A 25628-nucleotide genomic window follows, 5' to 3' on the forward strand; every position below is an offset into this window, starting at 1 on the left:
TTCCGTGTGCCCTTCGCGGTCGTCAGCTCTGACCGGACGGCCCGCCGGAATGTGACAGCTGCTCCTGGAAGAACTTCAGCTTCTCCGGGTTCAGGATGTTCCGCATCCCCGTGACCAGCCCGTTCTCGAATTCGAACTGGACCACGGCGGTGTTCTCGAGGGACAGCGAGAGCACCCCGTTGACCTCGACGACGCGGACCGGGACCCCCGCGGCGTACTTGTCGAAGAGCCCGAGGAGGAGGCGGGCCACGTTGTCGCGGCCCAGTACCGGCCTGCGTGCCGCGCTGACCACGCCGCCGCCGTCCGACACGAACACCACGTCCGCGGCGAGCAGCCGCTCCAGCCCGGCCAGATCCCCCTGCTGCGCGGCCGCCATGAAGCCGGAGACCAGACTGTGCCACTCCTCCGGGTCGGGCTCGAAGCGCGGCCGGGGAGCGGCCACCCGCCCGGCGGCCCGCCGGTACAGCTGCCGGCAGTTGGCCTCCGAGAGCTCCAGCAGTTCCGCGAGCTCCCGGTGGCCGTACCCGAAGGCCTCGCGGAGCACGTAGACCGCCCGCTCGGTCGGGGTGAGCTGTTCCAGCAGCACCAGCAGGGCGAGCGACACCCCGTCCCGCTGCTCGGCCGACTCCAGGGGCCCCAGCGCGCCGTCGCCGGTGTACACGGGCTCCGGGAGCCAGGGGCCGACGTACTCCTCGCGGCGGACCCGGGCCGAGTCCAGCTGGTTCAGGCAGAGACGGGTGACCGTCTTCGCCAGCCAGGCACCCGGGTGCACCACGTCGGCACGGTCGTCCGCGCTCCAGCGCAGCCAGGCGTCCTGGACGACGTCCTCGGCTTCGGTGGCGGAACCCAGCATCCGGTAGGCGATGCCGAACATCCGGCCCCGCTGCTCCTCGAACACGGTTGTCGAATCAAGGGTGTTCATCACGTCCGGAGCATGGCAGAGGGCCCGGCGGACACCGGCCGCCGGGCCCTCGTTCACGTCACCTGACCGCCGACGGGCTCAGCAGGCTCCCTGGTCCTTCCAGACACCCCATTCACCGGTGGTGCCGGGCTCCTCGTTCTGCGTCCACCACTGCGCCTTCCAGTTGTGGCCCTTGTGCGAGACCACGGTGCCGCCCGTGTAGGTCTGGCCCGCCACGTACGCCGGGTTGGTGCAGGTGCCGCCCGGCGGGGTGGTCGGAGGCGTGGTGGGCGGAGTGGTCGGCGGGGTGGTGCCGCCGCCGCCCGGCTCCACCACGGTGGTGCCGCGCGCCAGGTCTCCGGCCAGGGCGTACGTCGTACCGGAGATGTTCACCGTCCAGTTGGAGGGGGTGGACACCGGCAGGTAGTAGTTGAAGGCCAGGTCGACAGAGGCGCCCGGGGCCAGCGACTGCCAGGCCGGCAGCTTCAGCGAGACCCGGTGGAAGTCGCCCTTCAGCCCGCCGACGTTGTTCCCGGTGTGGCCACTGCTGATCACCTTCGTACCGAAGCCGGACTGGTCGGAGGCGTTGTCCGGGGCCGAGGTCGAGTAGTCGAACTGGAACTCGGTGCCGCCGGGCAGCGTGGTCCCCGTGTTGTTGGTGATCTTGATCTTCGGGGTGATCGGGTAGTTCGAGTCACCGAGCTTGAACTCGGTGAACTCCGTCTTCACGTCCACGGCCCGGTTCGGGAGCGCGGTGGCGCCGGCCTTCTTCGCCCCGTACGGGGTCGCCGCCTTGAACTTGTCGTACATCAGCGAGGTGAGGGTGGAGCCCATCTCGTACTGGCCCTTGGCGGCGTTCCAGGCGTAGTCGCCCGCCATCTCCCACACCATGGTGCCGCCGATGCCGCGGTCGACCACGTAGTCGGCCTTGGCCGCCACCGACTGTTCGTCCTCGGTGGACAGGAAGACCTTCTTCTGCGCGTTCCACAGCCACGGCGCGACCAGGGTCGAGTCGTACTTGCGGGCGTAGGTCCCGGTCAGCGTGGTGTTCGCGGGGAAGCCGTACTGGGTGACGTAGTCGCCGACGATCCCCTTCTCCAGGTTCTTGGCGTGCCACATCGGGTTCGAGCCCGCCGGGGACTCGTTGCCGTTGTCGTCCTTGTCGTGCCACAGGTTGTCGATGCCGACCGCGCCGTCACCGCATTTGGTCAGGCCCGAGCCGGCCGGGCAGCTCGTGGCCGCCGCCTTGCCCCACAGGCCGTCGGTGCCGCCCTGCACGTTCTTGTGGCCGCGGGTGTAGTACGGCAGGCCGATGTTGATCCGGCCGGCCGGCATGGAACCGCGGAAGTAGTGGTACGCCCAGTCCGTGTTGAGGTAGCCGATGCCGCCGTACTGCTGGGAGCCGTAGACCCCGGCGGCGGCGAGCTCGCCGTCCTTGCCGTCGTCGAAGAGGGAGGCGTTCGGGCCGACGTACTCGTTCCAGGCGCCGTGCAGGTCGTAGGACATGATGTTGACGTAGTCCAGGTACCGCTGCATCTGGAACGTTTCCATGCCGCGCAGCAGGTAGCCGGAGGAGGGGGCGGCGACGGTCAGCATGTAGTGCTTGCCGTCGGCGGCGCCGGCCGTGTCCAGCTTCTGGCGCAGGGACTTCATCAGGGCGTCGTAGCCCTTGACCAGGCCTGCCCGGCGGGCGTTGGCGATCTGCCAGTCCAGCGGGTTGCCCGCGTCCTTCATCGTGGTCGGGTACTCGTAGTCGATGTCGACGCCGTTGAACCCGTACTTCTTGATGAAGGCGACGGCGGAGTCGGCGAAGGTGTCGATGCCGGCCTGGTTGACCGAGCCGTCCGCGTTGGTGGCCATGCTGTAGAAGCCGCCGGAGTTGACGCGCTTGCCGTCGGCGCCGAAGTAGCCGCCGGTCTCGGCCCAGCCGCCGACGGAGATCAGGGTCTTCACATCGGGATGCTGCTTCTTGTACTTGTTGAGCAGGTTGAAGTGGCCCTTGTAGGGGAGTGCGGGGTCCATCTCGGCCCCGGCGACGCCCGGCCAGGTCATCCCGGTGGCCTCGTTCGCCGGGCCGTCGGCGCCCACGGAGATCTTGTTGTCACCGCCGACGTGCGCGAACGCGTAGTTGATGTGGGTGACCTTGTCCCACGGGACGTTGTTGACCAGGTATGCGGGCTGGCCGTTCTTCCCGGTACGCCAGCCGGTGAAGTAGCCGATGACGCGCCGCTGGTGGTCGGCGCCCATCTTCTCGCGGCCCTCGGTGTCGTAGACCGAGCAGTACGGGACGTCGACGCCGGGCGTCTTGTACAGCCCGTCCGGGCGACAGGACTCGTGCTCGGCGGCGTGGGAGACGCCGGCCGAGAGACCGCCGACCAGCAGTCCGGCGACGGCCGCGCCGGATGCGAGCAGCATCGCTCTCGTGCGTGTGGGGGAGGGGGACGGCATCGTGCCTCCTGGGGAGGGGAGGTGTGGCAGGACACAACGTGCGTGGGGGTAAGGCGAATTGCCCGTGATGTGCGCACATCTGACGGGCTGTCTCCCTGGGAATGTGAAGCAGACATTAAGAGGACTAGACCACCCCGTCAATAGGTCTGGACCAAAGCGAAAGCGCCCCTCAAGGGGCCCGGCCCGGCTCCGCGGAAGGTGTGGGCAGGCGTTCCGCAGGGCGATGGGGGTCCCCCCTGCTCGAGCGAAGTCGAGAGCTTGGGGGAGGGTGGGCACACCGGAACGCCGCTCCGCAGGCAACGCTCCCGCCCCACCGAAGCGATGGCCGGGCCCGGCCGCAGCCGCAGCCGCTGCCCCGGGCCCGGGCGGGGCTCCGCTGGCCCCGGCGCCGCCCGGGAGCGGTGCTCCGCCCGGAGGGGTTCCGACGCCGTGTGCGGGGTCGGGGTGCGGGGACACGCTGCGCGTCCGGCGCGGGCCGGTGTGCCGTGTGCCCACCCGTGCCGCCCTGCGGCACGCCTGCCCACACGGCGGCGTGAACGGCACGCCTGCCCACGCGGTGGCGTGAACGGCACGCCTGCCCGCACGGCACGCCTGCCCACACGGCGGGGCTGCGCGGCGGGAGCGCTGCCGCGCGCGGCGCTCGCGTCGTGCTGTGAGCCAGGCCACACGATTTCACCCGCATGGCCGTGGATCAGCCGTGGCACACTGGCAGGAGTACCAGTAGCAGCGCACTCCGGGGTCGGTGTAATTCCGAACCGGCGGTATAGTCCGCGACCCGTCCGCAGCCAGCGGCCGGTTGACCAGGTGAAATTCCTGGACCGACGGTTAAAGTCCGGATGGGAGGCAGTGCGCGGCGGGCCAGTCACCGGTACGCCGCCGTCGGCGGTTCGCCGTACCCGCACCCGTACCCGTGGTTCCACGGGCAGGGCGCGGACGGACGAACGAACCGTTCATCGGCCTCGGCGTCCCCGTGTGCGCTTGTCCCGTTTGCTCTGTCGTCTCTTCGTACGACAGCCCCGGAGTCCGTGCCCGATGAGGCAGGAGGACCCGGTGGCGCACCACGCCGACGCGAAAACCGACGCGGACACCGCACACGAGGCGGACGCCCGTGCCATGCGGCGCGCCGTCGAGCTCGCGGCCCTCGGCCTCGGCTCCACCAGCCCCAACCCCGTCGTCGGCTGCGTCATCACCGACCCCGCCGGCACCGTCGTCGGCGAAGGCTGGCACCAGCGCGCCGGCGGCCCGCACGCCGAGGTCCACGCCCTGCGCGCGGCCGGCGGGGCCGCCCGCGGCGGCACCGCCTACGTCACCCTCGAACCCTGCAACCACACGGGCCGCACCGGCCCCTGCGCCCAAGCCCTGATCGACGCCGGCATCACCCGCGTCGTCTACGCCGTTCCCGACCCGAACCCCCAGGCGGCGGGCGGCGTCGCCACCCTCCGCGCGGCCGGCGTCGAGACCACCGGCGAGGTCCTCCGGGCCGAGGCCGAGGCGGGCAACACGCCCTGGCTCACCTCCGTACGCCTGGGCCGGCCGTACGTCACCTGGAAGTACGCCGCCACTCTCGACGGCCGCAGCGCCGCCGCCGACGGCTCCAGCCGCTGGATCACCTCGGCCGAGTCCCGCGCCGACGTGCACCGGCTGCGCGCCGAGGCCGACGCCGTCCTGGTCGGCGGCGGGACCCTCCGCGCGGACGACCCGCACCTGGCCGTCCGCGGCATCGAGGGCGCCACCCAGCCCCTGCGCATCGCACTCGACACCCGCGCCGGCGTACTCCCGGCGGCCCGCATCCTCGACGACGCCGCGCCCACCCTGCTCGTCGTGGGGGAGGACGCCGACACCCGCCACCTGCCGGGCGGCCTGGACCTGCTCCGGCTGCCCCTGCACGACGGCCGCATCGCCGTGCACGACCTTCTCGCCCACCTGCACGACCGGGGCGTCCGCTCCCTCCTCCTGGAAGGCGGACCCGCCCTCGCGGGCGCCTTCCTCGAAGGCGCGGCCGTCGACCGGGTCATCGGATACATCGCCCCGGCACTCCTCGGCGCGGGCCCCGCGGCCCTCGCCGACGCCGGAGTCACGAACATCTCCCAGGCCCTGCGCCTGGACATCACGGAGGCCGTCCGCATGGGCCCCGACCTCCGGATCACCGCCGTCCCCACCACCGCCACCAAGGAGCACTGAAGTGTTCACCGGAATCGTCGAAGAACTGGGTGAGGTCACCGAGGTCGAGCAGCTGGAGGACGCCTCCCGCTTCCGCCTGCGCGGCCCCGTCGTGACCGAGGGCGCCAAGCACGGCGACTCCATCGCCGTCAACGGCGTCTGCCTGACGGTGGTGGAGACCGCCGACGGCGAGTTCACCGCCGACGTGATGCGCGAGACCCTGGACCGTTCCAGCCTCGGCGCGCTGGCCAAGGGCTCCCGGGTCAACCTGGAACGCCCCATGGCCCTCGGCGGCCGGCTCGGCGGACACCTGGTCCAGGGCCACGTGGACGGCACCGGCGAGATCCTCTCCCGCACCCCCTCCGAGAACTGGGAGATCGTCAAGGTCTCGCTGCCCGCGGCCCTTTCGCGGTACGTGGTCGAGAAGGGCTCCATCACCGTCGACGGCGTCAGCCTCACCGTGGTCGAGGCCGCCGCCGACTACTTCACCGTCAGCCTCATCCCGACCACGCTCGCGCTGACCACCCTGGGCATCAAGCAGCCCGGCGACCCGGTCAACCTGGAGGTCGACGTCCTCGCCAAGTACGTCGAGCGGCTGCTCGGCGACAAGGGCGCGCAGGGAGCGGGTCAGTGAGCGCCCTCGACTGGCTGAACTCCGAGGCGTTCACCGCCTTCGACCAGCACATCAAGTGGTCCGACATGATCGGCAACACGATCGGCCTGGTCGCCCTCGCGCTGGGCTGGCGCCGCTCCATATGGACCTGGCCCGCCCAGTTCGCCTCCGGCCTGATCCTGTTCGCGGCCTTCGCCGCCGGCCACCTCTCCGGCAGCGCCGGCAAGCAGGTCGTCGTCATGGTCGTCGCCGCCCTGGGCTTCTGGCAGTGGAACCGCGGCCGGCAGCAGGCCCAGGACGGCAGCATCGCCGTCCGGTTCGCCAGCTGGACCGAGCGCGGGGTGCTCCTCGCCGCCGCGGCGGCCGGCACCGTGGCCGTCGCCCTGCTGTTCAAGGCCTACCCGTGGATGTCCTGGGACCCGTGGCCCGACGCCTACATCTTCGTCGGCACCATCGTCGCCATGTACGCCCAGTCCCGCGGCATGGTCGAGTTCTGGTTCGCCTGGCTCCTGGTCGACCTGGTCGGCGTCCCCCTCAACTTCGCCAACGGCTACGCCTTCTCCGGCTTCGTCTACGTGATCTACGGCGCGCTCGTCCTGTGGGGCATGCGCGACTGGTGGCTGCGTTCCCGTACCCAAACCGCCCCGGCCCTCGAAGGAGCAACGGCATGAGCAACGGCATGACCACCGACGAGTTCTTCGTGCTCGACCCCATCGAGCAGGCCATCCGGGACATCGCGGCCGGCCGCCCGGTCGTCGTCGTGGACGACGAGAACCGGGAGAACGAGGGCGACCTCGTCGTCGCCGCCGAGATGATCACCCCGGAGATCGTCGCCTTCATGATGAGCGAGTGCCGCGGTCTGATCTGCGCCCCCATGGAGGGCCCGGAGCTGGAGCGCCTCGACCTCCCTCAGATGGTGCAGAACAACACCGAGTCGATGAAGACCGCCTTCACCGTCTCCGTCGACGCCACCGCCGACCACGGCGTCTCCACCGGCATCTCCGCCGCCGACCGTGCCACCACCCTGCGCCTGCTGGCGAGCGGCACCTCCGAGGCGTCCGACTTCGTCCGGCCGGGCCACATCTTCCCGCTCCGGGCCAAGCCGGGCGGCGTCCTGGTCCGCAACGGCCACACCGAGGCCGCGGTCGACCTCGCCCGCCTCGCGGGCCTGCGCCCGGTCGGCGCCATCGTGGAGATCGCCGGCGAGGACGGCGTCATGCTCCGCCTGCCCGAGCTGATCCCGTTCGCCCGCAAGCACGGCCTGACGATCATCTCCATCGAGGACCTGGTCGCCTACCGGCGCTCCGCCGAACCCACCGTGCGCCGCGAGGCCGAGGTGCACCTGCCGACCTCCTTCGGCGAGTACACCGCCTTCGGCTACCGCTCCACCGTGGACGGCGTCGAGCACGTGGCCCTGGTGCACGGCGAGATCGGCGACGGCGAGGACGTCCTGGTCCGGATGCACTCCGAATGCCTGACCGGCGACATCTTCCACTCCCTGCGCTGCGACTGCGGCCCCCAGCTGCATGCGTCCATGGAGCGCATCCGGGAGGCCGGCCGCGGCGTCGTGGTCTACCTCCGCGGCCACGAGGGCCGGGGCATCGGCCTGGTGTCCAAGCTCCGCGCGTACGAGCTCCAGGAGCGGGGCCGCGACACCCTGGACGCCAACCTCGAACTCGGCCTGCCCGCCGACGCCCGCGACTACGGGGCCGGCGCCCAGATGCTCACCGATCTGGGTGTCCGCAGCGTACGGCTGATGACGAACAACCCCGACAAGTCCGCGGCCCTGGTCGGCCACGGCATCGTGGTGACCGGCCGCGAGGCCATGCCCACCCCGGCGGGCGAGCACAATCTGCGGTACCTGCGCACCAAGCGGGACCGGATGGGCCACGACCTGCCCTGGCTGGACGCGGCCGTGCCCGCGTCCGCCTGCGGCAACCAGTAGCCCCGGGCAGCAGCACGAGCACCAGTCAGCACCAGCACCAGTCAGCACCAGTACCAGCACCGAGGAGAGCAGGAACAGTGAGCGGCAAGGGCGCACCCGAACTCAGCGTGAAGAACTGCGGCGACCTGCGGGTCGCGGTCATCGCGGCGCAGTGGCACGAGAAGGTCATGGACGGCCTCGTGGACGGCGCCCTGCGCGCCCTGCACGAGCTCGGCATCGACGAGCCCACCCTGCTCCGGGTCCCCGGCAGCTTCGAGCTCCCGGTGGTGGCGAAGGTACTCGCCGGTCGCGGTTACGATGCCATCGTCGCCCTCGGAGTGGTCATCCGCGGCGGCACCCCCCACTTCGACTACGTGTGCCAGGGCGTCACCCAGGGCCTGGTACAGGTGTCGGTCGAGACCGGAGTCCCCGTCGGCTTCGGCGTTCTGACCTGCGACAACGACGAGCAGGCGCTGGACCGCGCCGGGCTCGAGGGGTCGAACGAGGACAAGGGGCATGAAGCGGTCACCGCCGCCGTCTCCACCGCGATGACCCTGCGGACGGTCAGCGAACCCTGGCGCTGAGTCGCGGCGGGGGAACCCGTATTCTGAGGACCATCATGGCGAACAAGACATTCGAGGAGCTCTTCGCCGAGCTCCAGGCCAAGGCCGACGGCGACCCCGGCACCTCCCGCACCGCAGAGCTGGTCGGCAAGGGCGTCCATGCCATCGGCAAGAAGGTCGTCGAGGAGGCCGCCGAGGTCTGGATGGCCGCCGAATACGAGAGCAAGGAAGCCGCCGCCGAGGAGATCTCGCAGCTGCTGTACCACGTCCAGGTGATGATGGTCGCGCGCGAGATCTCCCTCGACGACGTCTACAAGTACCTCTAGTACCTCTGAGCCGACCGGCCCACCCCTCACCCCCCCCGCTCCGCACAGCACCACACTTACGCGAACAAAGGAACCGTCCTCATGCTGCGCATCGCCGTCCCCAACAAGGGTTCACTCTCCGGACCTGCGTCGGAGATGCTCCATGAGGCCGGTTACCGGCAGCGCAAGGAGTCCAAGGAACTCGTCACCGTCGACCCCGAGAACGAGGTCGAGTTCTTCTACCTGCGCCCCAAGGACATCGCGATCTACGTCGCGTCCGGCAAGCTCGACATCGGCATCACCGGCCGCGACCTGCTGCTGGACTCCGGAGCCAACGCGGAGGAGATCCTCCCGCTGAACTTCGGCCGTTCCACCTTCCGCTACGCCACCCGCCCCGGCACCGCGAAGGGCCCGGAGGACTTCCACGGCATGACGATCGCGACCTCGTACGAGGGAATCGTCGCCAAGCACCTCGCGGACCAGGGCATCGACGCCTCCGTCGTCCACCTGGACGGCGCCGTCGAGACCGCCATCCAGCTCGGCGTCGCCGAGATCATCGCGGACGTGGTCGAGACCGGCACCAGCCTGCGCAACGCCGGCCTGCAGGTCATCGGCGAGCCGATCCTCAAGTCCGAGGCCGTCGTCATCCGGCGCAACGGCGCCGACGCCGACCACGCGCAGGTCCAGCAGTTCCTGCGCCGCCTCCAGGGCGTCCTGGTGGCCCGTTCGTACGTGATGATGGACTACGACTGCCGCGCCGAGCACCTGGAGCGCGCCGTCGCCCTCACCCCGGGCCTGGAGTCGCCGACCGTCTCCCCGCTGCACAACGAGGGCTGGGTCGCCGTCCGCGCGATGGTCCCCGCCAAGGACGCCCAGCGGATCATGGACGACCTGTACGAGCTCGGCGCCCGCGCGATCCTGACCACCTCGATCCACGCCTGCCGCCTCTGATGGCCGCGCACACGAGCACGGGCCCGGGCACCGACCTGCCGGCCCTCCCGGTCACCTTCCGGCCCACCCGCACCCGGATCGTCCTGCTCACCATAGGCACGGCGATGTTCGCCACCATCACGGCGATCGCCCTGCTCCTGGAACGGCTTTCCGCCGGGGAGCGGATCAGCTTCGTCTTCACGGCGGCGCTGCTCACCTCGGTCCTGGTGCTGCTCTCCCGGCCCAAGGTGGTCGCCGACGAGGAAGGCGTGACGGTGGTGAACCTCACCAGCAAGCGCCGCCTCGCCTGGGCCCAGATCCTCCGCGTCAACCTCCGGCCGGGCGACCCCTGGGTGTTCCTCGACCTCAGCGACGGCACCAGCCTGCCCGCCCTCGGCATCCAGCCCGGCATCGCCAGGCAGCAGGCCATCGCCGACGCCCGGGCCCTGCGCACCCTCGCCGAGACCCGCGGCACCGGCACGCACGAGGGCTGACCCGCAGCCGACGCACCGGGTGACGTCCCGCCGACGCACCGGGTGACGCCGGGGTGCCCGGCGGGCGTCCCCATTGCGGGAAGGATCTCAACTACTACTCTGGTGGCGGGGCGCACACCCGCGCCCCGCCACCGGCCCCGGTTCCGACCAGGCCCGTGGGCACCTGCGACTCAAGGAGTGACTCCCTCCAGCAATGGACGGATCGTCCGGTAGTACCCGCGCCGCCCTCTCCCCGGAGGAGGCGGCGGCATCATGACCATCCCGCTACTCCTGCTCGGGGCGGCCTTCGTCCTCATCCTCGCCAACGGTTTCTTCGTGGCTGCCGAATTCGGCCTGGTCACCGTCGAGAAGCCGGAGGCCGAACGCGCCGCCGCCGAAGGCGACCGGCGCGCCCGAACGGTCGTCGAGGCGCTCCGCGAGCTGTCCTTCCAGCTCTCCGGCACCCAGCTCGGCATCACGATCACCTCCCTGGTGGTCGGCATGCTCGCCCAGCCGGCCCTCGCCGCACTGCTCTCCGGCCCGATCGCCGCCACCGGCCTGCCCCGCGCAGCCGTCCCCGGCATCGCCGTGGTCATCGGCATGCTGCTGGCCTCCGCCGTGCAGATGGTGGTCGGTGAACTCGTCCCGAAGAACTGGGCGGTCTCCCGGCCGCTCCAGGTCGCCCGGTTCGTGGCCGGCCCGCAGCAGCTGTTCTCCCGCCTCCTCCGCCCGGTCATCGCCGGCCTGAACGCCGTCGCCAACCGGCTCGTCCGGGCGCTCGGCGTCGAACCCGCCGAGGAACTGGCCTCCGCCCGCACCCCCGGCGAACTGGTCTCCCTGGTCCGCCATTCGGCCCAGGCCGGTGCCCTCGAACAGGACACCGCGGACCTGTTCGTGCGCACCCTCTCGCTCGGCGAGCTCACCGCGCAGCACGTGATGACCCCCCGGGTGAAGGTCAGCGCCCTCCAGGTCACGGCCACCGCCGCCGACGTGCTCAACCTGACCCGGGCCACCGGCCTGTCCCGCTTCCCGGTGTACCGCGACCGGATCGACGAGATCACCGGCGTGGTGCACCTCAAGGACGCCCTCGCCGTGCGCGAACCGGAACGCTCCCGGACCGGCGTGGCCCTGATCTCCGTACCGCCGCTGCTGGTCCCGGGCACCCTGCCCGTGCAACCGCTGCTGGAACTGCTCCGCAGCGAGCAGCCGATGGCCGTGGTCGTGGACGAGTACGGCGGCACCGCCGGGGTGGTCACCCTGGAGGACATCGTCGAGGAACTCGTCGGCGAGGTACGCGACGAGCACGACCACGCCGAAGCGGGGCCCGAACTGGCCTCCGTACCCGCCGAGGACGGCCGCCCCTCCTGGGACGCGGACGGCAGCTGCCGCGTGCACACCCTGCGCCGGATAGGCATGGAGGTGCCGGAAGGCCCGTACGAGACCGTGGCCGGACTGGTCGCGGACCTGCTGGGCCGCATCCCGGCCCCGGGCGACCGGGCGGAACTGCCCGGCTGGAAGCTCTCGGTCCGCCAGGTCGGACGCAACCGGGCCGAACGGGTCCGGCTGGTCCGCGTCCTGCCGGCCGCGATCCCCGGCCCCGGTACCGGTGGCGGCACCGTTTCCGGACCCCTCGTGGCCCCGGCGCCCTTCGGCGTCAGCGCCGTCGCCGGGCCGGACCGGATGCCCGCCCTGGTCCCCGGCGGCACCGCCGCGGACCGACCCGCCGAGGCGGGGGCGGTCGTCCGGTGAACGCGCTGCAACTCGTCTTCGCCCTGCTCCTCGTGCTCGCCAACGGGTTCTTCGTCGGCGCGGAGTTCGCCCTGGTCTCGGTCCGCCGCAGCCAGATCGAACCGCTCGCCGCGACCTCCAAGCGGGCCCGGCAGGTCCTCCACGGCCTGGAGAACCTGCCCCGCATGATGGCGGCCGCCCAGTTCGGCATCACCATCTGCTCCCTCACTCTGGGCGCGGTCGCCGAACCGACGGTGGCCCGCCTGCTGGAGCCGGCCTTCCACGCCGCCCACGTCCCGCACGGCCTGATCCACCCCCTCGGCTACGCCGTCGCGCTCGCCGCGGTGGTCTTCCTCCACCTGGTCATCGGCGAGATGGTCCCCAAGAACCTCGCGATGGCCGCACCCGAGAAGACCGCGCTCTGGTTCAGCCCCGGCCTGGTCGCCTTCGCCCGCCTCTGCGGGCCGGTCACCACGGCCCTCGGCGCCTGCGCGCACTTCGTGCTCCGCCTGTTCAAGGTGGAGCCCAAGGACGAGGTCGAGGCCGTCTACGACAGCTCCCAGCTGGGCCGGCTGGTGGAGGACTCCCGCCAGGCCGGACTGCTGGAACCGGTCGAGCAGCAGCGGCTGGAGGACGCCCTGGAACTGGGCAGCCGCCCGGTCACCGACGTCCTGCTGGCCCGCGACCGCCTGGTCACCGTCGGCCCGTCGGCCACGCCCCGGCAGATCGAGCAGCTCACCGTCCGCACCGGCTATTCGCGCTTCCCGGTCCGCTCACACACCGGCGCCTTCATGGGCTACGTCCACGTCAAGGACATCCTCGACCTGGAGGAACGGGAACGGGCCGTACCGCAGCGGGTCTGGCGGCGCATGCCCACCCTGTCGGCGACCCTGCCGCTGGACGACGTACTGACCGTGATGCGCCGCTCCGCCACGCATCTGGCGCAGGTCGCCGACCAGAGCGGGCGGATCCTGGGCCTGGTCGCGCTGGAGGACGTACTGGAGACGCTGGTCGGCGAGGTCCGTGACCCCGCCCACCGGGTCCACCGCGTCCCGGCCGCCCGCCCGTAGCACGGCGGCGGCCGGGCGGGGCCCGGGAGCCCACGAGGGGGCAGGCCCGGCGGGGTTCACACCCCGCCGGATCATGCCCTGCCGGATCACGCCCCGCCGGAGCGGTCCCTCATCACGTGCTCGGCCGCGTCGTGCTCCGACATGGGCGGGTCGATCTCGTCCACGGTCAGCAGGCTGGTGTCGTCCCGGAGATAGCCCTCCCACGCCTGGGCCATCCGCTCCTGCTCCTCGCGCGGCAGCCCCTCGGCCTCCTCCCGGCTCGCCGGGCTCAGGGCGTGGAGGAACCGCGTCACGGGGTCGGTGTCCATAGGTCTTCCTCCTGGTCGGGGGTCGGGCGGCATCGCCTGGTCCCTTCCACCACCCCCGCACCCGGACACCCACCCGGCGTCCGTATGGCCCAACGGCCCTACGGCCCAACGGCCCTACGGCCCAACGGAGGCCGACGGCCCGCGGAGTACGCCCGCCGGGAGCGCGTCTCAGGCAGGGTCCCCGTCCCCACGGCCGGCCGGGGTGACCAGGCCCGTCTCGTAGGCGGCGATCACCGCCTGGGCCCGGTCGCGGAGCCGGAGCTTGGCGAGGATCCGGGCGACGTGCGTCTTGACCGTGGCCTCGCCGAGGTGGAGGCGGCCGGCCAGCTCGGCGTTGCTCAGCCCGCGCGCGAGGGCTTCCAGCACCTCCAGCTCGCGCGGGGTGAGGGCGGACAGATCACGGTGGAGGGACGCCGTCCGGTCGCCGGCCGAGGCGAAGCGCTCCACCAGCCGACGGGTGATGGCCGGGGCCAGCAGGGCGTCCCCGGAGCGCACCAGGCGGACGGCGGCGGCCAGGTGCTCGGGGGTCACGTCCTTCAGCAGGAACCCGCTGGCGCCCGCGCTCAGCGCGGCGTACACGTACCGGTCGAGGTCGTAGGTGGTGAGGATGACGATCCGGGGCGCCGGCCCGCCGTCCCGCAGGATGCGGCGCGTAGCCTCCAGCCCGTCGGTGCCCGGCATCCGGATGTCCATCAGGACCACGTCCGGCCGGGTCCGGCGGACCGTGTCCACCGCGGAGTCGCCGTCGGGTGCCTCCCCGACCACCTCGATCCCGTCGGCCGTGAGGATCATCCGGAACCCGGTGCGCACCAGCGCCTGATCGTCGACGATCACCACTCGGGGCGCCTCCGGAACGGTTTCGGTCACGGTCCCGCTCACGCCCCCTCCACCGGAATCACCGCACGGACCCGGAAGCCCCCGCCGGGGCGCCCGCCCGCGTGCAGCGTACCGCCGTACACCGCGAGCCGTTCCCGGAGTCCGGCCAGGCCGTGCCCGCCGCCCCTGCCGCGGGCCGACCGGGGCCGGCCACCGGCATCCGTGACCTCCACCCGCAGCTCTCCGGGCGCGTACTCCACCGACACCGACACGCTCGCCCCCTCGGCGTGCTTCACCGCGTTGGTCAGCCCTTCCTGCACCACCCGGTAGGCCGCCAGGTCCACCCCCGCGGGCAGCCCGACCGGGGTGCCCCGCACCGTCAGCCCGACCGGAACGCCGGTGCCCCGGACCCGGTCGGCCAGCTCCTCCAGCCGGTCCAGTCCCGGCTGCGGGGCCAGGTCCGCCCCGGCGGCCGGGTCGGGGCCGCCGGCCGTCATGGTGAGCAGCCCCATCACGTGGCGCAGCTCCGACATCGCCGACCGGCCGGCCGCCTCCACCGCCAGCATCGCCTCCCGTGCCTGCCCGGGCTCCGTGTCCAGGACCTTGCGTGCCGCGCCCGCCTGGATCGTCATCATGCTCACGTTGTGGGTGACCACGTCGTGGAGCTCCCTGGCGATCCGCGACCGCTCCTGGTCCACGGCCCGCCGCAGCGCCGCCCGTTGTTCCTCCTCCATCGCCCGCGCCCGCTGCCTCCAGATGTGGACGCCGTGCGCGGCGAGCGCCACCGGGAGCAGCACCAGCACCGGGACCAGGGCCTGGTCCACCTCGGGGACCAGCGGGAAGACGGCGTGCAGCACCACCCCGGTGAGCAGCGAGACCGCGACGGCCTTGCGGTGCGGGCTGTGTACCGCCGCGCTGTACGCCGCGATCAGACCGGAGGCGAAGGTGAAGGTGGTGGCGTCGGCCGAGACGGAGCCCCGGTGCAGCAGCAGCGTCGCGACCGTCACCGCCCAGTAGACGCCGAGTGGGAAGCGACGGCGCAGCACCAGCGGCAGCGCGGTCAGGACGGCGACCACCAGTTCCCAGTGCTCCACGGGAGGCAGGGTGTGCTCGACGGCCGGCGCGGGCTGCCACTCCGAGGGGGGTGAGCCGCGTTGTCCGGGGCGCGGCACCGGGGGCGGTACCGGGAGATCGTGCGGCGGCGGGTTGACGTCGACGTACGACCGGTTGAGGTCGCCGAGGACGGTACCCGCCGCCAACGCCAGGGCGATCAGCCCGTCGGCCGCCCAGGACCAGCGCGTCGACGGCGGCGGCACGCCGAGAGCGGCCCGGATCCCGGCACCCCGGTCCCGGACCCAGCGGACGACTGCCTCTCTTGGGCTCATCGGATCAGTGTGCCCGCGTCCGGCCCGCAGCGGATCAGTCGTGAGGGGCAACGCCCTCCACCTCAGGCCTACATCGCGCGGATGACACCCGCGGGCCTCAACCGGACACGGTACGGATCTTCCCCACCGGGGGCGACGCGCCCCCGGCACGGCCGCTCCTAGCGTCGGGTCCCGGACACAGGCCGAGCAAGGGAGGAACAGTGAACGAGCCCCGGAACGACGACCCGCTCATCGACGTGCGCGAGGTGACCAAGGCGTACGGCCACGGCCCGGACGCGCTGGCCGGACTGACCCTGCGGGTCCGGGCCGGAGAGGCGCTCGCCGTACTCGGCCCCTCCGGCAGCGGCAAGTCGACCCTGCTCAACCTGATCGCCGGACTCGACCGGCCGACCTCGGGCAGCGTGACCGTCGACGGGGTCCGGGTGGACCGGCTGGGCGAGACGGCGTCCGCCAAGTACCGCCGGTCCCGCATCGGGATGGTCTTCCAGTTCTTCAACCTGCTCGACGACCTCACCGTCACCGAGAACGTGCTGCTGCCCGCCCAGCTGTCCGGCATGCCCCGGGTCCGCGCCGCCGCCCGGGCCGCCGAACTCCTCGCCCGCCTCGGCATCGAACGGCACGCCCGCGCCCGCCCGGGCCGGCTCTCCGGCGGCGAACGCCAACGCGTGGCGGTGGCCCGCGCGCTGATGAACCGTCCGCCGCTGCTGATCGCCGACGAGCCGACCGGTGCCCTGGACAGCGTCTCCGGCGCGGAGGTACGTGACCTGCTGCGCGGGCTGAACGCGGACGGGCAGACGCTCGTCCTGGTCACCCACGACCTGTCCCTGGCCGAGTCCCTGGCCACCCGGACCGTGGAACTCGTCGACGGGCGCGTGGCCCGGGACTTCCCGGCGGTGACCCGGTGACCGGGCGGCTGTCACGCCCCTACGGCCCCCTCGGCGGGGTGGTACGGGCAGGCGTCGGACGGCGGCGCGTCCAGACCGCGGTGATCGTCCTGACGGTCCTGCTCTCGGTGGCCTCCTCGGTACTGGCCCTCGGGCTGCTCGTGGCCTCCGGCGCACCCTTCGACCGGGCCTTCGCCCGACAGCAGGGTGCGCACCTGACCGTGCAGTTCGACGGCACCGCGACCACCGCGGCACAGCTGGAGGCGACCACCCGACTGCCCGGCGTCCGGGCCGCGTCGGGCCCGTACCCCCTCGCCTCCGTACGCTTCGCCTCCTCGCTCGCCACCCCGCCCGGCTTCGAACCGCCCCCGCTGACGGTGGCCGGCCGCTCCTCCGCCGACGGCCCGGTGGACCGGATCGGACTGGTGGAGGGACGGTGGGCGGCGGCCCCCGGCGAGATCGTGGTGGCGGCGGCCTCCCGGCAGCCGGGCACCCGGCCCGGCACCCGCCTGACGGCCGGCGGCACCACCCTCACGGTGGTCGGCATCGGCACCTCGGTGGGCCGCAGCGCCGACGCCTGGGTCGTACCGGACCAGCTGACCGCCCTGGCCGGAGGACGGCCGGACCGGCAGATGCTCTACCGCCTCACCCGCGCCACGACCGCCGCCGAGGTGGCGGCCGCCCGCGACCGGATCGCCGCCGCCCTGCCGGAGCGGGCACTCGCCGGTACCCAGTCCCATCTCGACGTCCGCCAGGCCGCACAGGAGAACACGGGGGCCTTCGTCCCCTTCGTCACCGCCTTCGCCCTGCTGGGCCTGGCCATGTCCGTCCTCGTGATCGGCATCGTGGTCAGCGGAGCGGTGAGCGCGGCGACCCGGAGGATCGGCATCCTGAAGTCCCTCGGCTTCACCCCGGCGCAGGTGGCGCGCGCCTACCTCGGCCAGGCACTGATCCCGGCCGCCGCGGGAGCCGCGCTCGGCGTGGTCCTGGGCAACCTGCTCGCCGTACCGGTGATGGCGGAGGTGGCGGAGGCGTACGCGACGCCCGCGGTGCCGATCCCCCTCTGGGCGGACCTCGTGGTGGCGGCCGGTGCCCTGCTGTTGGTGGCGGCCACCGCCTCCGGCCCCGCGCTGCGGGCGGCCCGGCTGAGCACCGCGCAGGCGATCGGCACGGCCGGCCGGGCCGCCGCCGCGGGCGGACACGGAAACCGGATCCGGAGCCTGCTGGGCAGGCTGCCCGTGCCGCGCCCGGTCAGCCTCGGCCTGGCCGGCCCCTTCGCCCGCCCGGCCCGCGCGGCGAGCACGGCCGCGGCCGTCGCCTTCGGAGTCCTGGCGGTGACCTTCGCGGTGGGCCTGGGCAGCACACTGATCGCGGTCCGGACCGACGGGGACCCGGACCGCAGCGGTGACGTCACCGTACGTACGCTGGCCCGGCCCGACGAGAGCCGGATCGGCATCGACCCGCCGCCCGAGCCTGCCGACCCGGCCGCGGTGGCCAGGGCGATCGCGGCCCGCCCGGACACCGGCTCCTCGTACCGGACCGCCGTCACCCAGGTCGCGGTGGCGGGGCTGACGGGCGGTGCCCCGCTGGTGGCCTACGAGGGGGACGCCTCCGCCGGCCGGCACACCATGGTCTCCGGCCGCTGGTTCGACGCCCCCGGCGAGGCCGTGGCACCCACGCGCTTCCTGCGCGCCGCCGGCGTACGGGTGGGCGACACGGTCACCCTGTCGGAACAGGGGCGCACTGTCAGGCTCCGGATCGCCGGCGAGGTCTTCGACCTCGGCGGCAAGGGCATGACCCTGCGCGCCGACCTGGCCTCCGTCGCCGGACTGGGCACCCGCTCGCTGCCGAGCGACTTCAGCGTGTGGGTCACCCCCGGCACCGACCCGGCCCGCTACGCCCGGGAACTGAACGCCGCTCTGGAACCACTGGGAGCCTGGGCGGAGGTCACCGGGAGCGGCAAGTCGAGCGTGATCCGGGCCATGCAGGCACTGACCGGCATGCTCACGCTGCTGCTGGTCGCCGTGGCCGGGCTGGGCGTGCTCAACACCGTGGTGCTGGACACCCGGGACCGGGTCCGCGACCTCGGCGTGTTCAAGGCCCTGGGCATGACCCCCGGGCAGACCGTCACCCAGGTCCTCACCTCGGTGACCGCGACCGGTCTGGTGGCCGGTGCCATCGGAGTGCCGCTGGGGGTGGCCCTGCACCACTGGGTGATGCCGGCCATGGGCCGTGCGGTCGGCACCACCCTCCCGCCCGCGGACATCGACGTGTACGACCCGGCCCTGCTGGCCCTGCTGGCGCCGGCCGGGGTGCTGATCGCGGTGGCGGGCGCACTGCTCCCGGCGACCTGGGCCGCCCGAACAGCCACCACCCGCACCCTCCGCACGGAGTAGCCGGCCGCCGCGCGACAATCCGTGCCGCCCCCGGCCGCCGTGTGGGCAATCGTGCCGCAGGGCGATGGGGGTGCTCCCCCTGGCTTCGCCGGGGGTACCCCCACCTGCTCGAGCGGAGTCGAGAGCTTGGGGGTGGGGGTCCCCCCGGACGGAGTCTGGGGGAGGTGGGCACACGGCACCCCGGTCCCGCGCGGGTGCGCGCAGCCCCCCGCACCCCGGCCCGCCCACGGGGCCGACCGCAGCCTGCCCAAAAGGCTCAGCCCAGGCGGAGGCGGCTCAGCCCAGGCGGCTCAGCCCGACCCACCCCGCCTACAGCGGCGGCTGTTCCGGCCGCCCCCGATCCGCCGGCCCCCGCCCGGACAGGACCTCGCCGTACGCCTGCATCAGGTCCGGCAGCCGCAGCGTCGCCAGGTCCTCCCGCGACGGCGTCCCGGCGTAGCCCGCCAGCCGCAGGTCCCGGTAGGCGCAGCTCTTCTCGTACAGCGTCCGCAGGAACCGGCCGTTGCCCAGCTCGTCGATCCATCCCTGCTCCACCACGTGCGCGCTGATGCTCCTGAGTTCTTCCAGCGCCTCCTCGTCCCAGCCGTCCCCGTCGGCACCGGCCAGTACCTCGCCGATCGCCGTCAGCTCCGCCGGACGGTAGCTGGGGAAGTCCACCCGGGTGGTGAAACGGGAGGACAGCCCGGGGTTCGCCGCCAGCAGCCGGTCCATCCCCGCCGGGTACCCCGCCAGGATCACCACCAGGTGGTCCCGGTTGTCCTCCGCCCGTTTCAGCAGGACCTGCAGCGCCTCGTCCCCGTACGCGTCGCCCTTGCTGTAGCCCGAGTTCGACAGGCTGTACGCCTCGTCGACGAACAGCACCCCGCCGATCGCCGAGTCGATCAGCTCGTTCGCCTTCACCGCGGTCTGCCCCAGGAACTCGCCGACCAGGTCGGCCCGCTGGGCCTCCACCAGATGGTCCCCGCCCAGCAGTCCCAGTGCGTAGAACACCCGGCCCAGGATCCGTGCCACCGTGGTCTTGCCCGTCCCCGAGGGCCCGGAGAAGACGAAGTGCCGCTTCGGGGGCTGCACGGGTAATCCCTGCCCGGCCCGCAGCCGGGCCATGTGCAGCTGCGCCGACAGCGCCTTGACCTGCCGCTTCACCGGCTCCAGGCCCACCATCCGCTCCAGCTCGGCCAGTGCCTGCGCGAGCAGCTCCGGATCCGGCGGACCGGCCGGCAGCCCGGCCGGCACGGGCTGCTGCGGCACCGGTGCCTTCCGCCGTACGCCGTCCGCCCGGCCCGTACCCGGCGGCGGCACCCCGGCGCCGCCGGCGGTTCCCGGACCCGCGCCCGGGTACCGGGGTTCGAGCGGCTCCCCGCCGAGCAAGGCGTCCGGATCCGCCGACGGGCCGTCCACCGCGGCTCCGCCGCCCAGCGCGACCGCCGCGAAGTCACCCCCGACCGGCGACAGGTCGTACCCCTCCAGACCGTCGGACTCCGCGATGGCCGTCAGCCGGGCCGCCGTGTCCATGAACGCCGGGTCCACCCGGTGCACGGCCCGGTACAGCGGCAGCGCGGCCGCGCTGCGCCCCGTCCCCTCGTGCGCCCGCGCCAGCCAGTAGCGCAGCTCCTTGCGCTGCGGCTGCTCGCTGCGGCACCGCATCAGCGCCGCGGACAGCATCGGCTCCGCCTGCCCGTACATCTCCAGCCGGACCCGGGCCATCCCGCCGAACAGGCCCGCCTCGATGCCCAGCAGCGGATCGTCCACCAGGGGCTCGGTGTGCCGGACCAACTGCTCCCAGTCCTTCACCAGATACGCCCGGCAGGCGTGCAGGAAGCGGACCTGGAGATCGGTGTCCACCGGTGGCAGCGCCGCCAACGCCTGGTCCAGCTCCGGCACATGGCGGCCGTCCAGCCAGTGCGAGGCGTGCGCCAGCAGCAGGTCGCGCCGGCTCTCCAGCACCGGCTGCACCCACCAGCCGAGCCAGTACCAGGAGTTCAGCGTCCGCCGGTGGCGGGTCCGCTGCTCCCCGAACCGGTCCCGGTGGGTGTACATCCGCAGCAGTGCGTTGGTGGTGTCCACCCGCAGCGCGTGCAGTCCCAGCCAGGCGTCCGCCATGGTGGGATCGAGTCGTACGGCCGCCCGGAACTCGTCCTCGGCCTGCGGGTAGGCGCCCATCGTGCAGGCGTCCACCCCTCGCAGCCAGGCGAGTTCGGCCGGGGCGGGCGCGCGGCCGCTGCCCTGCGTGCCGAAGTCCATCACGTCCCCCACAAGCCTGCCCCCGTGGCACGCGGGAACGACCGCCTCGTACAAGCGAGTTGTTCCGGCGTGGATGAATTCAGGGTGGCATCGTACCTTCGGCCGTCCGCCTTACGCAGTGCGCTGCGCGCACTGATCGAGTGGGCCGCGCGGGGAGCGTGGTGACTCAGGGTGAAGGAGGGGGGAGGGGGAGCGGGCAGAACGAAGCCCCCGATCACGGGGGAACAACCGGGGGCTTCGTGTCCGCGGCGGCCGCGAGGGACCGCGTATTGAGAACGTAAGGCCGGTTCGGCACCCAGGTCAAGCGGGTGTGGGAAGGCCGGCGGAAGCGGAATTCCGGGGTGCTTCAGGCGCGGGGGAGGTCGTCACTCTCGGTGACGGAACGAGGGGTTCCCGCCGTCGCTCCCTCCCCGGAAGTCCACTCGTATCCCGTAGTGCACTGGCGTACCAGGGTGTCCGCGAAGGGGCGCGAAGGATCATCCGCGAAGTGCGCGAGCTCCGCGCGCTCCCATCCGTCCCAGAAGCTCGCGAGTTCGCTCCCGTCCCGCGCACGGCCGCGCCCCCAGGAGTGCTCGCGCGGGGTCTCCATCCACAGCAGCCGCGCCAGGTGCGGCCGCAGTTCCCGCCGGCCCGCACCCACGCCTTCGATCAGCACCAGCGGAGCGGGCTCCAGGACCCGGGCCGGCCCGAAGCGGCGCTCGACCCAGTCGTACGGCTGCCAGTGCGCGGCCCGGCCGGCGGCGATCGGGTCCAGCACCTGCCGGCGCAGCCGCCCGGTCCACTCGAAGAGCTCCTCGTGGCTGGCGATGTCGTCCAGGTGCAGCACGGGCACGTCCCCGCCGAGCGCCGCGGCCAGCCGCCCGGCGAAGGTGCTCTTGCCGGAGCCGGCATGCCCGTCGATCCCGATGAGCCGCACGGGCCCCGCGGACGGCGCCACCCCGCGCAGCTCCCGCGCGAACGCCTCGAACCCCAGCTCACTCCACACGCGCCCCACGATACGCACCGCGCTCGACCCCGGTGTGGGCGGGCGTTCCGCAGGGCGATGGGTCCCCGGCCCGAGCGGAGCCGGGAGCTCGGGGGCGGGGGTCCCTCCGGACGAAGTCCAGGGGAGGCGGGTGCACCGGAACGCCGCCCGGCCGGCCCGGTGCCGGCGAAGCCGTGGCGGAGCGCAGCCGAGGCCCGCCGGGGCGCGACACGCACGGCCGGGCCCTGGCCCAGAGGGGCCATGAGCTGGGACGCTGGGCCGAGCCGTCGCTCGTCCCACCAGGGGGTACCCATGACCGACCTCACCCCGCGCCGCACCCTGCTGGCCGCAGCCCTGGCCGCGGCCGCCGGCTCCGGAAGCGCCGCCTCGGCCGCCGAGCGTCCGGAGACCCCGGGGTCCCCGGAGCACCCGGAACATCCGGAGCCGGCGGACGCCGAAGTGGCGGCGGCGACGGCCCCCACCGTCGACAACCTCTTCTGGCACAGCCAGGCCCACTGGAGTGCCGGCACCCACGAGAACACCGTGGCCACCCCCCACCCCGGCCTCACCTTCCTCACCCCCCACGGCCGCACCGAGTACACCGACCCCCACACCAACCGGAAGAGCGTCTGGGAGTACGCCACCTGGACCTCCCCCGTGCACCGCTCCACCGTCCCCGCCACCGAGGTCATCGCCTCGTGGAACGCCCGCACCCCCGCCGGCACCTGGATCCGCATCGAGCTGCGCGGCACCTACACCGACGGCACCAGCACCCCCTGGTACGTGATGGGCTGCTGGGCCGCCCGCGACACCGACATCCGCCGCACCTCCGTCGACGGTCAGACCGACGGCCGGTCCACCGTCTGGACGGACACCCTCTCCATCGACGACCCGCAGAAGGCCAAGGGCGTCCGCCTGCGCGACTGGCAGCTCCGCCTGACCCTCTACCGCCGCCCGGGTTCCCTCGCCTCCCCCCGGGTCACCCTCGCCGGAGCGATGGCCTCCGACGTGCCCGACCGGTTCACCGTCCCCGCCTCCACCCCCGGCCCGGCCCACGAGCTGGACGTCCCGCGCTACTCCCAGGAGGTCCACGCCGGCCGGTACCCCCAGTACGACAACGGCGGCGAGGCCTGGTGCAGCCCCACCTCCTCCCAGATGATCATCGAGTACTGGGGCCGCAAGCCCGCCGCCGCCGACCTCGCCTGGGTCGACCGCTCCTACGCCGACCCGCAGGTCTGCCACGCGGCCAGGTCCACGTACGACCACGCCTACAAGGGCTGTGGGAACTGGCCGTTCAACGCCGCCTACGCCGGCACCTACCCCGGCCTGGCCGGCGTGGTCACCCGGCTGACCGGCCTCACCGAGCTGGAGGACCTGATCCGCGCCGGGATCCCGGTCATCACCTCCCAGTCCTTCAGGGAGGGGGAGCTGACCGGGGCGGGCTACGGCACGGCCGGGCACCTGATGACCGTGATCGGCTTCACCGACGCCGGGGACGTGATCGCCAACGACCCCAACTCGGCCGACAACGCCGCCGTCCGCCGCGTCTACCGGCGGCGCGAATGGGAGAACATCTGGCTCCGCACCAAGCGGTACGACGCGAAGGGCAAGGTCAGGAGCGGTACGGGCGGCGTCTGCTACGTCTACCGCCCCACCGCGCCGGCCTTGAGCCGGCAACCCGTACTGCGGTCGCTCGGCCTGATGTGAGCGTCCGCGACATCGGGCACGACGAGGTACTGACCAGGCGCATGACCAGGCATGCAATCGGGCATAAGCTGGACATAAAGGGCAGCGAACACGTCTCTAGGAGGCGGCCCGCCATGACCACCCAACCCAGAATCGAACACCACCCCGACCTCGCCGAGATGCGCTCCCGGTTCGAGCGGGTGACCACCACCCCCCGTGCGCAGGCCGTGGAGACACTGGCCCTGATCACGGGCCTGTACCTGGCGGCCTCGCCGTGGATCGCCGGGTTCAGCGGCCTCGGCCCGCTGGCCGTCAACAACCTGATCGCGGGTCTCGCGTTCTGCGTCTGCATGAGCGGGCTCGGCTCCGCCTACGAGCGCACCCACGCGATGGCCTGGACGGCGGTCGCCCTGGGCGCGTGGACCGTCATCGCGCCGTGGGCGATCGCGGGTGAGATGGACACCACCCGCTCCGTGATGAGCAACGTGATCACCGGTGCCGTCGCCCTCTGCCTCGGCCTGGCCATGGTGGCCATGGCGGGACGGGAGCGAGCCGGCTGACCGGCCCGTGCCCGGCCCGACCGGGCCGGACCGCGCCTGACCAGGCCCGATCCGGCCCCGTACCGGCCCATCGGAACACGGGGGCCCCTGCGGCAGTGAGCAACGTCTCTACCGCCGGGGCCCCTTCCGCTGGCACATTGGACTGAGGTCCGGGGGGAGTGACCGTCCACCTGCCCGCCGAACCGATGCGAGACCGCCCATGACTGCGAACACCGCCGCCCTGTCCCGAGTCCTGAACCGCGCCCGCACCGGCGGCCCCGGGGACGGGTCCAAGTGGCTGGAGAACATCTGCGGCTGGGCCCTGGTGGTCGTCGTGGCCATGTTCGTGACCCAGGTCGGCTGGCTCTAGCCCCCGTACGCCTGCGGACCGCCGCCTGCCGTCTGCCGACCGCGCCTCCGGGCCCCCGCACGCCGCCGGACGGGTGCGATACTTTCGGGCATCTTTTTGGCAGTTCGAGGCTAGGTCCGAATTTGAACAATAGTCAACAACGGGGAACAACCGTGCGCTCGCAGGTCCGCAGGGCCGAACTCCTGGCGCTCGGACGCAAGTTGTTCGCCGACACCGCGTACGACGCGGTCTCCATGGACGACCTCGCCAAACAGGCCGGCGTCGCCAAGGGGTTGATCTACTACTACTTCACGAGCAAGCGCGGCTACTACCTGGCCATCGTCGAGGACTCGCTCGCCGAACTGGTCGCCCGTGCCGGCGGTGACACGGACCTGCCCGGTGCCGAGCGGGTCCGCCGCACCATCGACGGGTACCTCCGCTACGCCGAGCAGCACCAGGCGGCCTACCGGACCATCGTCACCGGCGGGGTCGGCTCGGACGCGGAAGTGCTCGCCATCCGCGACACCGTCCGCGAGGAGCTGATCGCCACCATCGCGGAGGGCGCGTACGGGCGCCGGGAGATCCCCGTGCTGGCCCGGCTCGGCCTGATCGGCTGGATGTCCGGTGTGGAGGCGGCCACGCTCGACTGGATCGGCCCATCCGACCGGGCCCGCCCGGGGACGCCCACCCCCGCGGCACCGGCCGACGGCCCGCAGCATCCGGACATTCCACACTGTCCGGACCATCCGGACCGGCCCGGCCGGGCCCTGCTCGCCTCCATGCTCGTACGCCAGCTCAGGGCCGTGCTCACGGTCATCGCAGAGTTCGTCCCCGAATGTCCGGCGCCGCCTCCCGCGCCGGAACCGCTGGCGGACTCCATCCCGTTCACCCTGCCGCCCGCGGAGTAGCCCGCAGAACCCCCGCCCGGCGACGGCCGCCGCCCTC

General features: G+C 72.8%; 23 protein-coding genes and 1 riboswitch. Of the genes, 16 read left to right on the top strand and 7 right to left on the bottom strand.

Annotated elements, in window-relative coordinates:
* Positions 1–22: 22 nt before the first annotated feature.
* Together ACGFQ9_RS31800 and ACGFQ9_RS31805 are read right to left on the bottom strand one after the other, a co-directional pair.
* Positions 23–979 carry an RNA polymerase sigma-70 factor gene (locus tag ACGFQ9_RS31800; protein WP_393578634.1) on the bottom strand — a complete coding sequence of 319 codons (957 nt, stop codon included), beginning with the start codon at positions 977–979 and terminating at the stop codon, positions 23–25.
* 21 nt (positions 980–1000) lie between these two features.
* Positions 1001–3349, bottom strand: coding sequence for a chitinase C-terminal domain-containing protein (locus tag ACGFQ9_RS31805; protein WP_393578636.1), 2349 nt, complete (start codon positions 3347–3349; stop codon positions 1001–1003).
* A 724-nt stretch (positions 3350–4073) separates the two neighbouring features.
* Positions 4074–4203: riboswitch (FMN riboswitch) on the top strand.
* Positions 4204–4381: 178 nt separating this feature from the next.
* Here ACGFQ9_RS31805 and ribD point away from each other — a divergent pair.
* From ribD to ACGFQ9_RS31855, 10 genes are all read left to right on the top strand, one after another.
* Positions 4382–5530: a bifunctional diaminohydroxyphosphoribosylaminopyrimidine deaminase/5-amino-6-(5-phosphoribosylamino)uracil reductase RibD gene (ribD, locus tag ACGFQ9_RS31810; RefSeq protein WP_393578637.1), complete on the top strand. Its 1149-nt coding sequence runs from the start codon at positions 4382–4384 to the stop codon at positions 5528–5530.
* A gap of 1 nt (position 5531) precedes the next feature.
* Entirely contained in the window at positions 5532–6143 is a 612-nt protein-coding gene (locus ACGFQ9_RS31815; protein ID WP_393578639.1) for a riboflavin synthase, read from the top strand.
* Positions 6140–6793, top strand: coding sequence for a nicotinamide riboside transporter PnuC (locus ACGFQ9_RS31820; RefSeq protein ID WP_393578641.1), 654 nt, complete (start codon positions 6140–6142; stop codon positions 6791–6793). The genes ACGFQ9_RS31815 and ACGFQ9_RS31820 overlap by 4 nt, the downstream gene beginning before the upstream one ends.
* On the top strand, positions 6790–8067 hold the full coding sequence (locus tag ACGFQ9_RS31825; protein ID WP_393578643.1) for a bifunctional 3,4-dihydroxy-2-butanone-4-phosphate synthase/GTP cyclohydrolase II: 1278 nt from the start codon (positions 6790–6792) through the stop codon (positions 8065–8067). The genes ACGFQ9_RS31820 and ACGFQ9_RS31825 overlap by 4 nt, the downstream gene beginning before the upstream one ends.
* Positions 8068–8144: 77 nt before the next feature.
* Positions 8145–8630 (top strand): 6,7-dimethyl-8-ribityllumazine synthase, encoded by a 486-nt coding sequence (gene ribH, locus ACGFQ9_RS31830; RefSeq protein ID WP_365113712.1) that lies wholly within the window; start codon positions 8145–8147, stop codon positions 8628–8630.
* A 35-nt stretch (positions 8631–8665) separates the two neighbouring features.
* Positions 8666–8935, top strand: a complete 270-nt coding sequence (locus ACGFQ9_RS31835) for a phosphoribosyl-ATP diphosphatase (RefSeq protein ID WP_393578645.1) — start codon at positions 8666–8668, stop codon at positions 8933–8935.
* Between the two features lie 81 nt (positions 8936–9016).
* Positions 9017–9865, top strand: a complete 849-nt coding sequence (gene hisG, locus ACGFQ9_RS31840) for an ATP phosphoribosyltransferase (RefSeq protein WP_393578647.1) — start codon at positions 9017–9019, stop codon at positions 9863–9865.
* A complete protein-coding gene (locus ACGFQ9_RS31845; RefSeq protein WP_393578649.1) occupies positions 9865–10338 on the top strand; it encodes a PH domain-containing protein in 474 nt (157 codons plus the stop codon). The genes hisG and ACGFQ9_RS31845 overlap by 1 nt, the downstream gene beginning before the upstream one ends.
* A 252-nt stretch (positions 10339–10590) precedes the next feature.
* Positions 10591–12066, top strand: a complete 1476-nt coding sequence (locus tag ACGFQ9_RS31850; protein ID WP_393578650.1) for a hemolysin family protein — start codon at positions 10591–10593, stop codon at positions 12064–12066.
* Positions 12063–13115 carry a hemolysin family protein gene (locus ACGFQ9_RS31855; RefSeq protein WP_393578652.1) on the top strand — a complete coding sequence of 351 codons (1053 nt, stop codon included), beginning with the start codon at positions 12063–12065 and terminating at the stop codon, positions 13113–13115. The genes ACGFQ9_RS31850 and ACGFQ9_RS31855 overlap by 4 nt, the downstream gene beginning before the upstream one ends.
* An 86-nt stretch (positions 13116–13201) precedes the next feature.
* Here the strand turns inward: ACGFQ9_RS31855 and ACGFQ9_RS31860 are convergent, their stop codons facing one another.
* From ACGFQ9_RS31860 to ACGFQ9_RS31870, 3 genes are all read right to left on the bottom strand, one after another.
* Entirely contained in the window at positions 13202–13423 is a 222-nt protein-coding gene (locus ACGFQ9_RS31860) for a hypothetical protein (protein ID WP_393578653.1), read from the bottom strand.
* Positions 13424–13591: 168 nt separating this feature from the next.
* Entirely contained in the window at positions 13592–14302 is a 711-nt protein-coding gene (locus ACGFQ9_RS31865) for a response regulator (protein WP_393578655.1), read from the bottom strand.
* Positions 14299–15624, bottom strand: a complete 1326-nt coding sequence (locus ACGFQ9_RS31870; protein WP_393578657.1) for a sensor histidine kinase — start codon at positions 15622–15624, stop codon at positions 14299–14301. Before ACGFQ9_RS31870 ends, ACGFQ9_RS31865 begins: the two co-directional genes overlap by 4 nt.
* Before the next feature lie 200 nt (positions 15625–15824).
* Between ACGFQ9_RS31870 and ACGFQ9_RS31875 the strand changes: the two genes are divergently transcribed.
* Positions 15825–16529 (top strand): ABC transporter ATP-binding protein, encoded by a 705-nt coding sequence (locus tag ACGFQ9_RS31875; RefSeq protein ID WP_393578658.1) that lies wholly within the window; start codon positions 15825–15827, stop codon positions 16527–16529.
* Complete coding sequence (locus ACGFQ9_RS31880; RefSeq protein WP_393578660.1) at positions 16526–18904, top strand: ABC transporter permease; 2379 nt, start codon at positions 16526–16528, stop codon at positions 18902–18904. Before ACGFQ9_RS31875 ends, ACGFQ9_RS31880 begins: the two co-directional genes overlap by 4 nt.
* Positions 18905–19213: 309 nt before the next feature.
* On the opposite strand, the gene ACGFQ9_RS31885 is transcribed toward ACGFQ9_RS31880, so the two are convergent.
* Positions 19214–21145 (bottom strand): AAA family ATPase, encoded by a 1932-nt coding sequence (locus ACGFQ9_RS31885; protein ID WP_393578661.1) that lies wholly within the window; start codon positions 21143–21145, stop codon positions 19214–19216.
* A gap of 346 nt (positions 21146–21491) precedes the next feature.
* Positions 21492–22130: a uridine kinase gene (locus ACGFQ9_RS31890; RefSeq protein WP_393578663.1), complete on the bottom strand. Its 639-nt coding sequence runs from the start codon at positions 22128–22130 to the stop codon at positions 21492–21494.
* A gap of 291 nt (positions 22131–22421) precedes the next feature.
* Between ACGFQ9_RS31890 and ACGFQ9_RS31895 the strand changes: the two genes are divergently transcribed.
* The 4 genes from ACGFQ9_RS31895 (at position 22422) to ACGFQ9_RS31910 (ending at position 25591) form a co-directional block, all read left to right on the top strand.
* Complete coding sequence (locus ACGFQ9_RS31895; protein ID WP_393578665.1) at positions 22422–23816, top strand: peptidase C39 family protein; 1395 nt, start codon at positions 22422–22424, stop codon at positions 23814–23816.
* Between the two features lie 113 nt (positions 23817–23929).
* Positions 23930–24355 carry an SPW repeat protein gene (locus ACGFQ9_RS31900; RefSeq protein WP_393578667.1) on the top strand — a complete coding sequence of 142 codons (426 nt, stop codon included), beginning with the start codon at positions 23930–23932 and terminating at the stop codon, positions 24353–24355.
* Between the two features lie 199 nt (positions 24356–24554).
* On the top strand, positions 24555–24704 hold the full coding sequence (locus tag ACGFQ9_RS31905) for an SCO1431 family membrane protein (RefSeq protein WP_393578668.1): 150 nt from the start codon (positions 24555–24557) through the stop codon (positions 24702–24704).
* A 122-nt stretch (positions 24705–24826) separates the two neighbouring features.
* Positions 24827–25591: a TetR/AcrR family transcriptional regulator gene (locus tag ACGFQ9_RS31910; protein ID WP_393578669.1), complete on the top strand. Its 765-nt coding sequence runs from the start codon at positions 24827–24829 to the stop codon at positions 25589–25591.
* The last annotated feature ends 37 nt before the right edge of the window (positions 25592–25628 follow it).

The sequence above is a fragment of the Streptomyces sp. NPDC048603 genome, from assembly GCF_043199475.1.
In the GTDB taxonomy this organism is placed as follows: domain Bacteria; phylum Actinomycetota; class Actinomycetes; order Streptomycetales; family Streptomycetaceae; genus Streptomyces.